General features: G+C 68.7%; 9 protein-coding genes and 2 rRNA genes (1 of these 11 cut by a window edge). 9 read left to right on the top strand and 2 right to left on the bottom strand.

From position 1 onward, the window contains the following. The 4 genes from QF034_RS08480 to QF034_RS08465 form a co-directional block, all read left to right on the top strand. Positions 1-2487: ribosomal RNA gene (locus tag QF034_RS08480) — 23S ribosomal RNA — on the top strand (it extends 638 nt beyond the left edge of the window). 105 nt (positions 2488-2592) lie between these two features. Next, positions 2593-2709: ribosomal RNA gene (rrf, locus tag QF034_RS08475) — 5S ribosomal RNA — on the top strand. A 224-nt stretch (positions 2710-2933) separates the two neighbouring features. Next, on the top strand, positions 2934-4085 hold the full coding sequence (locus QF034_RS08470; RefSeq protein ID WP_307180116.1) for a hypothetical protein: 1152 nt from the start codon (positions 2934-2936) through the stop codon (positions 4083-4085). Continuing rightward, complete coding sequence (locus tag QF034_RS08465; protein WP_307179833.1) at positions 3977-4732, top strand: tetratricopeptide repeat protein; 756 nt, start codon at positions 3977-3979, stop codon at positions 4730-4732. Before QF034_RS08470 ends, QF034_RS08465 begins: the two co-directional genes overlap by 109 nt. A 63-nt stretch (positions 4733-4795) precedes the next feature. Here QF034_RS08465 and QF034_RS08460 read toward each other — a convergent pair whose 3' ends face one another. Beyond that, entirely contained in the window at positions 4796-6088 is a 1293-nt protein-coding gene (locus QF034_RS08460; protein WP_307174338.1) for a DUF1015 family protein, read from the bottom strand. A gap of 72 nt (positions 6089-6160) precedes the next feature. On the opposite strand from QF034_RS08460, the gene QF034_RS08455 reads away from it, so the two are divergent. The 4 genes from QF034_RS08455 (at position 6161) to QF034_RS08440 (ending at position 10273) form a co-directional block, all read left to right on the top strand. Beyond that, complete coding sequence (locus tag QF034_RS08455) at positions 6161-7192, top strand: HAD hydrolase-like protein (protein ID WP_307174337.1); 1032 nt, start codon at positions 6161-6163, stop codon at positions 7190-7192. Between the two features lie 131 nt (positions 7193-7323). Next, complete coding sequence (locus tag QF034_RS08450) at positions 7324-8367, top strand: FecCD family ABC transporter permease (RefSeq protein ID WP_307174336.1); 1044 nt, start codon at positions 7324-7326, stop codon at positions 8365-8367. After that, on the top strand, positions 8364-9404 hold the full coding sequence (locus tag QF034_RS08445) for a FecCD family ABC transporter permease (protein ID WP_307174334.1): 1041 nt from the start codon (positions 8364-8366) through the stop codon (positions 9402-9404). The genes QF034_RS08450 and QF034_RS08445 overlap by 4 nt, the downstream gene beginning before the upstream one ends. Next, a complete protein-coding gene (locus QF034_RS08440) occupies positions 9401-10273 on the top strand; it encodes an ABC transporter ATP-binding protein (protein WP_307174333.1) in 873 nt (290 codons plus the stop codon). Before QF034_RS08445 ends, QF034_RS08440 begins: the two co-directional genes overlap by 4 nt. On the opposite strand, the gene QF034_RS08435 is transcribed toward QF034_RS08440, so the two are convergent. Continuing rightward, a complete protein-coding gene (locus tag QF034_RS08435) occupies positions 10257-10604 on the bottom strand; it encodes a sterol-binding protein (protein ID WP_307174332.1) in 348 nt (115 codons plus the stop codon). The two genes, QF034_RS08440 and QF034_RS08435, sit on opposite strands and share 17 nt — an antisense overlap. A gap of 42 nt (positions 10605-10646) precedes the next feature. Between QF034_RS08435 and QF034_RS08430 the strand changes: the two genes are divergently transcribed. Further along, positions 10647-10943 carry a hypothetical protein gene (locus tag QF034_RS08430; protein ID WP_307174331.1) on the top strand — a complete coding sequence of 99 codons (297 nt, stop codon included), beginning with the start codon at positions 10647-10649 and terminating at the stop codon, positions 10941-10943.

Below are 10943 nucleotides of genomic sequence, written 5' to 3'. Positions count from 1 at the left end.
ACTTGTCTTCATTCTCGTGACTGCGTGCCTTTTGAAGAATGAGCCTGCGAGTTTGCGGTGTGTTGCGAGGTTAACCCGAGTGGGGAAGCCGTAGCGAAAGCGAGTCCGAATAGGGCGATTTTAGTAGCACGCTCAAGACCCGAAGCGGAGTGATCTAGCCATGGGCAGGTTGAAGCGGAGGTAAGACTTCGTGGAGGACCGAACCCACCAGGGTTGAAAACCTGGGGGATGACCTGTGGTTAGGGGTGAAAGGCCAATCAAACTCCGTGATAGCTGGTTCTCCCCGAAATGCATTTAGGTGCAGCGTCGTGTGTTTCTTGCCGGAGGTAGAGCACTGGATAGGCGATGGGCCCTACCGGGTTACTGACCTTAGCCAAACTCCGAATGCCGGTAAGTGAGAGCGCGGCAGTGAGACTGTGGGGGATAAGCTCCATGGTCGAGAGGGAAACAGCCCAGAGCATCGACTAAGGCCCCTAAGCGTACGCTAAGTGGGAAAGGATGTGGAGTCGCACAGACAACCAGGAGGTTGGCTTAGAAGCAGCCACCCTTGAAAGAGTGCGTAATAGCTCACTGGTCTAGTGATTCCGCGCCGACAATGTAGCGGGGCTCAAGCGTACCGCCGAAGTCGTGTCATTGCAGCAATACGGCCAACGCCGGCTGTGATGGGTAGGGGAGCGTCGTCTGCCGGGTGAAGCAGCACCGGAAGGTAGTTGTGGACGGTTGACGAGTGAGAATGCAGGCATGAGTAGCGATTCACACGTGAGAAACGTGTGCGCCGATTGACTAAGGGTTCCTGGGTCAAGCTGATCTGCCCAGGGTAAGTCGGGACCTAAGGCGAGGCCGACAGGCGTAGTCGATGGATAACCGGTTGATATTCCGGTACCCGCTGTGAAGCGTCAAACATCGAGCATCGTGATGCTAAGGCCGTGAAGCCGCCCCTGATCTCTTCGGAGTGAGGGGGAGTGGTGGAGCCGCCGAACCAAGCGGTTAGTAGGTGAGTGATGGGGTGACGCAGGAAGGTAGTCCAGCCCGGGCGGTGGTTGTCCCGGGGTAAGGGTGTAGCCCGTCATCTAGGTAAATCCGGATGACATGAGGGTGAGACCTGATGCCGAGCCGATTGTGGTGAAGTGGATGATCCTATGCTGTCGAGAAAAGCCTCTAGCGAGTTTCATGGCGGCCCGTACCCTAAACCGACTCAGGTGGTCAGGTAGAGAATACCGAGGCGTTCGGGTGAACTATGGTTAAGGAACTCGGCAAAATGCCCCCGTAACTTCGGGAGAAGGGGGGCCACATCCGGTGATGAGCTTTGCGCTCTGAGCTGGGGGTGGCCGCAGAGACCAGCGAGAAGCGACTGTTTACTAAAAACACAGGTCCGTGCGAAGCCGTAAGGCGATGTATACGGACTGACGCCTGCCCGGTGCTGGAACGTTAAGGGGACCGGTTAGTCACTCTTCGGGGTGGCGAAGCTGAGAACTTAAGCGCCAGTAAACGGCGGTGGTAACTATAACCATCCTAAGGTAGCGAAATTCCTTGTCGGGTAAGTTCCGACCTGCACGAATGGCGTAACGACTTCTCGACTGTCTCAACCATAGGCCCGGTGAAATTGCACTACGAGTAAAGATGCTCGTTTCGCGCAGCAGGACGGAAAGACCCCGGGACCTTTACTACAGTTTGATATTGGTGTTCGGTTCGGCTTGTGTAGGATAGCTGGGAGACTGTGAAGCGCTAACGCCAGTTAGTGTGGAGTCGTCGTTGAAATACCAGTCTGGTCGTGCTGGATGTCTAACCTGGGTCCGTGATCCGGATCAGGGACAGTGTCTGATGGGTAGTTTAACTGGGGCGGTTGCCTCCTAAAGAGTAACGGAGGCGCCCAAAGGTTCCCTCAGCCTGGTTGGCAATCAGGTGTTGAGTGTAAGTGCACAAGGGAGCTTGACTGTGAGACCGACGGGTCGAGCAGGGACGAAAGTCGGGACTAGTGATCCGGCGGTGGCTTGTGGAAGCGCCGTCGCTCAACGGATAAAAGGTACCCCGGGGATAACAGGCTGATCTTCCCCAAGAGTCCATATCGACGGGATGGTTTGGCACCTCGATGTCGGCTCGTCGCATCCTGGGGCTGGAGTCGGTCCCAAGGGTTGGGCTGTTCGCCCATTAAAGCGGTACGCGAGCTGGGTTTAGAACGTCGTGAGACAGTTCGGTCCCTATCCGCTGTGCGCGTAGGAGTCTTGAGAAGGGCTGTCCCTAGTACGAGAGGACCGGGACGGACGAACCTCTGGTGTGCCAGTTGTTCTGCCAAGGGCATGGCTGGTTGGCTACGTTCGGGAGGGATAACCGCTGAAAGCATCTAAGCGGGAAGCCTGCTTCGAGATGAGGACTCCCACCTCCTAGAGAGGGTAAGGCTCCCAGTAGACGACTGGGTTGATAGGCCGGATATGGAAGCACGGTAACGTGTGGAGTTGACCGGTACTAATAGGCCGAGGGCTTGTCCTCAGTTGCTCGCGTCCACTGTGTTAGTTCTGAGACAACGAACAGTTGTCGGCTTTGAGCAGAACAAACAATTGAAGAGTGTGCTTGTTCGCTCGAAACCATTAGGGTTTCGGTGGTTATAGCGTAGGGGAAACGCCCGGTTACATTCCGAACCCGGAAGCTAAGCCTTACAGCGCCGATGGTACTGCAGGGGGGACCCTGTGGGAGAGTAGGACGCCGCCGAACAATCTTTGGAAGGACCCCTGGTCACCAGCGTTCAGCTGGGACCAGGGGTCCTTTTTGTTTTGCACTGCGCGCTGGGCACCCGGCTGCGCGAGAATGACTTGCGGTACCGAAGACAGGAGTCACCATGTCCACCAACTCTCCCGACGACCGACCGGAGCGCGACCAGCAGCGACGGGAGGGGGACCGGAGCGACCGCGGCGGTCAGCGCGGGGACCGTGGAGACCGTGGCGGCTTCCGCCGAAGCGACCGAAGCGACCGAAGCGACCGAAGCGACCGAAGCGATCGCGGTGAGCGCGGTGAGCGGAGCGACCGCGGCGAGCGTGGTGGCTTCCGGCGTGATGACAACCGTGGTGGTGGGTACGGCCGGCGTGACGACCGCGACCGAGGGCCGCGCAGGGACGACCGTGATCGGGGCGGGTTCCGGCGGGACGACCGCGGTGACCGTCCGTCCTTCCGGCGTGATGACCGCGGAGAGCGTCGGGACGACCGGGACCGTGGCGGTTTCCGCCGTGACGACAACCGCCGCGACGACAACCGCAGCGGTGGCTACGGCCGGCGTGACGACGGCCGGCGTGATGACCGACGGGGCGATGACCGCGGCCAGCGCGGTGGTTTCCGACGGGACGACCGTCGGGACGACAGGCGCGAGGGAGACCGCGGCGGGTTCCCCCGGCGCGACGACCGTGCCCCCGAGCGCCGCGACAGCCGGGACCGTGATTTCCGCCGTGACGACCGGGACCGTGGCTTCCGTGGGGACGACCGTGACCGCGACCGCGGTTTCCGGCGTGACGACCGGGATCGCGGCCCCCGCGGCGACGACCGCGACCGTGGCTTCCGGCGTGACGACCGCGGTGGTTTCCGCGGCGGTGACGAGCGCCGTGACGACCGTCGCGGCGACGACCGCGACCGTGGCTTCCGGCGTGACGACCGCGGTGGTTTCCGCGGCCGTGACGAGCGCCGTGACGACCGTCGCGGGGACGACCGTGGGGAACGCGGTGGTTTCCGGCGCGACGACGCCCCCCGGGGCGGGCGCGGCGACTTCCGTCGGGACGACAGCCGTGACACCCGCGGCGATCGCGGCGGTTTCCGTGGGCGGGACGACCGCGGACGGGACGACCGTGGGCGTGGTCCGCGGCGGGACGATCGCGGTGGGCGGCCCGGGGGCTTCCGGGGCCGTGATGACCGGCGCGACGACCGTCGTGACGACCGGCGTGGCGGTGGCCGGTTCCGTGACGAGCGGGAGCGGGACAGGGAGCCGATCAAGCGGCTGCCGATCCCCGAGGACGTCACGGGCGAGGAGATCGACAAGGACGTACGGCAGGAGCTCCAGAGCCTGCCGAAGACGCTCGCGGAAGATGTCGCGAAGAACCTGGTGATGGTCGCGCGGCTCCTCGACGAGGACCCCGAGGGCGCGTACGGCTACTCCAGGGTGGCGCTGCGGCTGGCGTCGCGGGTCGCCGCCGTGCGGGAGGCCGCCGGGTTCGCCGCGTACGCCACCCAGAAGTACGGCGAGGCGCTGGCCGAGTTCCGGGCCGCCAAGCGGATGACCGGCAACATCGACCTGTGGCCTGTCATGGCCGACTGCGAGCGTGGGCTCGGGCGGCCGGAGAAGGCGCTGGACATGGCCGGGGCGCCCGAGGTGCACAAGCTCGACAAGGCCGGGCAGGTCGAGATGCGGCTCGTCGCGGCCGGTGCGCGGCGGGACATGGGGCAGCTGGACGCGGCCATCGTGACGTTGCAGAGCTCGGAGCTGGCTTCCAACTCCGTGCAGCCGTGGACCGCGCGGCTGCGGTACGCCTACGCCGACGCGCTGCTGGCGGCCGGGCGGGAGCCCGAGGCGCGGGAGTGGTTCGCGAAGGCCGTCGAGGCCGACCGGGACGGCAGCACGGACGCCTCGGACCGGCTCGCCGAGCTGGACGGGGTGGAGTTCGTGGACGCCCTGACCGAGGACGAGGCCGAGGACGAGGCCCAGGCCGAGGATGAGGGTGAGGGCGGCGACGCCACCGAGGAGCAGAAGGACTGACCTCGCGCAGAAGGGGCGGATTCCGGTCGGTATCCGCCCCTTTCGTGTGTCCGGACCACCGCGTCAGAGGTCCAGCGCGCGCAGCACCAGGCCCGAGGCCGGCTTCGGGCCGAACGACGTCGACTTGCGCGGCATGGTGACGCCCTGCCGTGCCAGGTCGCGGACGACCTCCTCGCGGACCGGGTGCATCAGCACGGCCGTACCGCCGTCGCGCTCCGCCTTCGCGACCGTGGCGGCCGTGTCGTGGATGTAGGCGATGTGCGCGGGGGAGTCCTCGGGGATGCGCCAGACGTGGTCGAGGAGCGTGGAGTGCAGGACCGTCGCGTCGAGGGTGCGCCAGGCGGTGGGGCGGTCGGCGGGGATGGTGCGGGCCAGGAGGTCCGGGTCGGGGTGGTCGACGAGGTGGAAGGCGCCGTCGCCGGCCAGCAGGAACGCGTTGCCCGCGCAGGCCGCGTCCGCCAGTGCCTCCAGGGCCTCGGGCAGCGGGACTTCGAGGCGGCGCACGCGGAAATGGCCGTCCAGGGCGGCCACGGCCTCGACGACCGGCAGGTCGTGCAGGAGGCGGTGAATGGCGCGGACGCGCAAGGGGTAGCGGGCCGTGTCGACCAGGAGGACCAGGCCGTGGTCCCAGGGGCTGGGGGAGGCGTGCTCCGTGCGGAGACGGCGGTAGGTCGCCCAGCGGTGGTGGCCGTCCGCGATGAGGGCCTGGTGACGGGCCAGGTCGCTCTGGATCGTCGTCAGGTCGGCGGGGGCGGTGACCGACCACAGGCGGTGGCTGAAGCCGTCCTCCGTGGTGGTCGCGAGGAGCGGTGGCTGTTCGGCGGTGCGCTCGATCAGGTCCGCCGTGGCGGTCGTCGAGTCGTCGCCGCGGTAGGTCAGCAGGAGGGGTTCGAGGTTCGCGGAGGTGGCCCGCATCAGGGCGGCGCGGTCGGCGACGATGTGCGGCATGACGTCCTCGTGCGGCAGCACCACCTGCTCGGCCGGGTCCGACACGCGCAGGGCGCCGATGATGCCGCGTTGCAGCATGCCGTCGCCGTCCCGCTGCTCGTAGACGTACAGGCCGGGGTCGGGGTCGGTGGTCAGGACGCCCTCGGACAGCCAGCGGCGCAGGGTCTGCGCGGCCTGGTCGTTGCGGGCGCTGGGAGTGGCGGCCTGGGGGAGGATCAGACGGACGATGTTGTACGGGTCGGCGGACTGCAGATGGTGCACTCCGTCGGGGCGGACGACGACGTCGTACGGCGGGGACGTCACTGCGGCCAGGCTGCCGACCCGGTCGGGGTCGTAGCGAAGGCCTCGGAACGGGGTGAGTTCCAGGCCTCGGCGCTCCGTTGCTTCCGAGTGACCTGCTGTGTTCATCCCGGCATCGTACGGCTGTCAGTGGCATGGGGGATGATCGGGGGAAAGCCGTCGAACGAGGAGCGATGCGGGATGAGCCGGAGCGTCAGGACGAGGCCCGAGGGCAGTGGGCAGGCCCTGAGCGAGGCGTACGACACGGCGCTGCTCGATCTGGACGGTGTCGTGTACGCGGGCGGGAGCGCGATCGCCTACGCCGTCGAGTCGCTGGCCACGGCCCGATCGGGCGGGATGCGCCTGGCGTACGTCACCAACAACGCGCTGCGGACTCCGGACACGGTGGCCGGGCATCTGACGGAGCTCGGCATACCGACGGGCGCGGACGACGTCATCACCTCGGCGCAGGCCGTCGCCCGGCTGATCAGCGAGCAGGTGCCGCGGCGCGCCCGCGTGCTGGTGATCGGCGGTGAGGGGCTCCGGGTGGCGCTGCGCGAGCGCGGGCTCGTGCCCGTGGAGTCGGCGGACGACGATCCGGCGGCGGTGGTGCAGGGGTACGGCGGTCCCGAGCTGCCGTGGGGCCGTTTCGCGGAGGCCAGTTACGCGGTCGCGCGCGGTGTGCCCTGGTTCGCCTCGAACACGGACCTGACGATTCCGAGCGGGCGTGGGATCGCGCCGGGCAACGGCGCGGCGGTGGAGGTCGTGCGGATCGCCACGGGCGCCGAGCCGCAGGTCGCGGGCAAGCCGCTGCCGCCGATGCACCGGGAGACCATCCTGCGGACGGGGGCCGAGCGGCCGCTGGTGGTGGGGGATCGGCTGGACACGGACATCGAGGGCGCGTTCAACGGGGACGTCGACTCGCTGCTCGTCCTGACCGGGGTGACGGACGGCGCACAGCTGCTGGCGGCGCCGCCGCAGCACCGGCCGACGTATGTGGACGCCGATCTGCGCGGGATGCTCAGCGGCCAGCCGGATGTCGTGGAGGCGGGCGACGGCGGGTTCCGGTGCGGTGGCTGGACGGCCATGGCCGGTGCGGACCGGCTGGAGCTCGACGGGGACGGCGAGGCGCTGGACGGGTTGCGCGCGTTGTGTGCCGCGGCGTGGACGGCCGCCGGTGCGGGGGTGTGCGAGTTGGACGGGGGGAAGTCGCTGGCGAGGCTGGGCCTTTGAGTGCCCGTTGGATCCGTGGTTCCGAGTCCGGCTTGGATCCGCGGTGCGCGGGCACACTCCGGCGGGTGTCCGTGGCGGCGGTCGGGCTCCGGAATCGAGATCGAATGGCAGGGTAGGCTAACCTAACCTGCGTGTTGGTCGACAGTCCCCCCGAACAGCGCGCGGAGACCGCCCCCGCGCCCCCGACCCGACGGGCGATACGTGCCTTCGGGCTCGTCCTGGCCGTCGCGATCCTGGTGCTCGTCGCGCTGGCGAGTATCGCGATCGGGGCGAAAGAACTGTCCCTGGGGCAGGTCTGGCACGGCTTGTTCGAGGACGCGGGGACGTACGGCGACGTCGTCGTCGCGGAGCGGCTGTCGCGGACCGTGCTCGGGCTGCTGGCCGGTGCCGCCCTCGGTCTGGCCGGAGCGGTTCTCCAGGCGCTCACCCGCAATCCGCTGGCCGACCCCGGACTGCTCGGCATCAACGCGGGCGCGTCCGCCGCGGTCGTCACGGCCATCACCTACCTCGGGGTCACCTCGCTCAGCGGCTACGTCTGGTTCGCGTTCCTCGGCGCGGCCGCGGTCGGGGCGCTGGTGTGGTTCCTCGGCGGCAGCCGGGGCGCGACGCCGGTGCGGCTCGCGCTCGCCGGTACGGCGATCAGCGCCGCGCTCTACGGCTACCTCCAGGCCGTGATGATCATGGACGACGCGGCGCTCGGCAAGATGCGGTTCTGGACGGTCGGTTCGCTGTCCTCGGCGAGCGACTCGACCATCCGGCAGGTCCTGCCGTTCCTGCTGGCCGGCGTGGTCCTGGCGCTGGCGCTGTCCCGGCCGCTCAACGCCATGGCCATGGGAGACGACACCGCCAAGGCGCTCGGCGCCAACCTGAACCGGACGCGGGCGCTGTCCATGCTGGCCGCGACCGTGCTGTGCGGGGCGGCGACCGCGGCCTGCGGGCCCATCGTGTTCGTCGGGCTGATGGTGCCGCACGTCGTGCGTTCCTTCACCGGGCCCGACCTGCGCTGGATCCTGCCGTACGCGGCGATCCTGTCGCCCGTGCTGCTGCTCGGCGCCGATGTCATCGGCCGGATGGTTGCCCGGCCGGCGGAACTCCAGGTGGGCATCGTCACCGCGATCCTCGGCGGACCGGTGTTCATCTATCTCGTACGACGGCGGAGGACGGCGCAGCTGTGAAGACCACCAACCGTGCTGTGCGGACCCCAGGCGGGCTCTCCGTGCGCCTGGACGTGCGGGCCTTGACCGTCGTGCTCCTGCTGCTCGTCGCGGCGCTCACGACGAGTGTCGTGCTCATCGGCACCGGCGACTTCCCGATCCCGGCCGCCGACGTGCTGCGGACGCTGTTCGGCGAGGGCAACGCGGGCCAGGAGTTCATCGTCAACGAACTGCGGCTGCCGCGGGTCCTGGTCGGACTGCTGGTCGGCGCCTCGCTCGGGCTCGGCGGCGCGTTGTTCCAGTCCATCTCCCGCAATCCGCTGGGCAGTCCGGACGTGCTGGGCCTCGGGCAGGGGGCGACGGCCGGCGCGCTCACCGTGATCGTGCTGTTCTCCGGGAGCGCCGACCAGGTCGCCGCCGGAGCGCTCGTGGGCGGCCTGGTGACCGGGCTCGCCATCTATGTGCTCGCCTGGAAACGGGGCGTGCACGGATACCGGCTGGTGCTCGTCGGCATCGGCGTCTCCGCGATCGTCACGGCGGTCAACGGCTATCTGCTCACCAAGTCCGACATCGTGGACGCGGCCCGCGCGGTCGTGTGGATGACCGGATCCCTCGACGGCCGTGACTGGGCCCAGGTCTGGCCGCTGCTCGGGCTGTGCGCCGTGCTGGTGCCGCTCGTCCTGTGCAACGCGCGCGGGCTGCGGATGATGGAGATGGGCGACGACGTGTCGTACGCCCTCGGGGTGCGGGTGGAGCGGGTGCGGCTGCTGCTGATGGTGGCGGCCGTGCTGCTGACCGCGTCCGCGACCGCCGCCGCCGGTCCCGTCAGCTTCGTCGCGCTCACCGCGCCGCAGCTGGCCCGGCGCCTGACCCGTGCGCCCGGCCCCAACCTGCTGGCCTCCCTGTGCATGGGCGCCGCCCTGCTGGTCATCGCCGACTGGCTCTCGCAGCGGGCGTTCGGCGCCGAGCAGTTGCCCGTGGGCGTGGTCACCGGCGTGCTCGGCGGTGTCTACCTGCTGTGGCTGCTGGTAACCGAACGCAAGGCGGGCCGGATATGAGCAAGAACCGAAGGAGCACCGTGAACCGTCTGTCCGCCGAGAACGTCACCCTCGCCTACGACCAGCGGGTGATCGCCGAGCAACTGTCGGTGGAGATACCCGACAACTCCTTCACCGTGATCGTCGGCCCGAACGCGTGCGGCAAGTCGACGCTCCTGCGGGCGCTGTCGCGGATGCTCAAGCCCAGTGCGGGCCGGGTGCTGCTCGACGGGCAGGTCATCCAGTCGATGCCCGCGAAGAAGGTGGCGCGCACGCTCGGTCTGCTGCCCCAGTCGTCCATCGCGCCCGACGGCATCACCGTCGGCGACCTGGTGGGCCGCGGCCGCTACCCGCACCAGGGCATCCTGCGCCAGTGGTCGACCGAGGACGAGCGGGTCGTTCAGGAGTCGATGCGGCAGACCGGTGTCGCCGAGCTGGCCGAGCGCTACGTCGACGAGCTGTCGGGCGGTCAGCGCCAGCGCGTGTGGATCGCCATGGCACTCGCCCAGCAGACGCCGCTGCTGCTCCTCGACGAGCCGACGACGTTCCTGGACATCCAGCACCAGATCGACGTGCTGGACCTGTGCGCGGAGCTGCACGAGGAACAGGGGCGCACGCTCGTCGCCGTGCTGCACGACCTGAACCACGCCGCCCGCTACGCCACGCACCTCATCGCGCTGCGCGAGGGCCGGGTCATCGCCGAGGGCGCGCCGAAGGACATCGTGACGGCCGGCCTGGTGGAGGAGGTCTTCGGCCTGCGCTGCCAGGTCATCGACGACCCGGAGACGGGCACGCCGCTGGTCGTGCCGGCGGCGCGGAAGGCACGCGTCGGGGCGGCAGCCGGGGCAGGGACCGGGGCCGAGAAGGCGGTCGCTACAGAAGCTTCCTGAGCTGGAGCAGGTCCCGCACGCCCGCGTGCAGTTTCACCCGGCCCGAGCCCCAGGCCTTGGCGAAGCTCAGCTCGCCGTCGACGAGGGCGGTCAGGTCGTCACCCGTCATGGCGAGCCTGATCTCGGCCTTGTCCGGCGGCGGTCCCTGCACGGTGTCGTGCACCTCGATCCGCCCGCCGCGCATACGGCCGACGAAGGTGACGTCCAGGTCTGTGATGTGGCAGCTCACCGAACGGTCCAGGGCCGCGGCGTCGCGGACATCCCCTTCGGCGCGCTGCATGTTGTCGGAGAGCTTGTCGAGTGCGCTGCGGCACTCCTCGATCGTGGCCATCGCGGTCGACGGTACCGCAGCGGTTCGCGGTAGCGTCGGGGCATGGAAGACGCAGTACCCGAAATGCCGGACGGGGAGGAAGCGCCCGCCCCCGCCCCCGAGCCGGAGCCGGCGGACGACCCGGCTGCCCCCGCCCCGCTGAACGTGCCCCGCACCCCCACGGGCGACGCCGACGTGGACGCGGCCCTGGACCGGCTCGGCGACGCGGACCACCTCGCCACGGACGGACATGTCGAGGTGTACGAGGATGTACACCGGGGGCTGCGCGACGCGCTCACCGCGCTCGACGCCCGCCCGGGACCCCCGGCGCCCCCGTCGCAGCACGGACCTAGGAGCTGA

Origin of the sequence: Streptomyces africanus (genome assembly GCF_030816955.1) — a bacterium.
Taxonomy (GTDB): Bacteria; Actinomycetota; Actinomycetes; order Streptomycetales; family Streptomycetaceae; genus Streptomyces; species Streptomyces africanus.
This window is presented reverse-complemented; position numbering and strand designations above follow the sequence as displayed.

Coding starts and splice junctions, on each gene's coding strand:
- QF034_RS08440 (WP_307174333.1), top strand. CDS start 9,401: ATGAGCAAGAACCGAAGGAGCACCGTGAACCGTCTGTCCGCCGAGAAC.
- QF034_RS08430 (WP_307174331.1), top strand. CDS start 10,647: ATGGAAGACGCAGTACCCGAAATGCCGGACGGGGAGGAAGCGCCCGCC.
- QF034_RS08460 (WP_307174338.1), bottom strand. CDS start 6,088: ATGAACACAGCAGGTCACTCGGAAGCAACGGAGCGCCGAGGCCTGGAA.
- QF034_RS08435 (WP_307174332.1), bottom strand. CDS start 10,604: ATGGCCACGATCGAGGAGTGCCGCAGCGCACTCGACAAGCTCTCCGAC.
- QF034_RS08455 (WP_307174337.1), top strand. CDS start 6,161: ATGAGCCGGAGCGTCAGGACGAGGCCCGAGGGCAGTGGGCAGGCCCTG.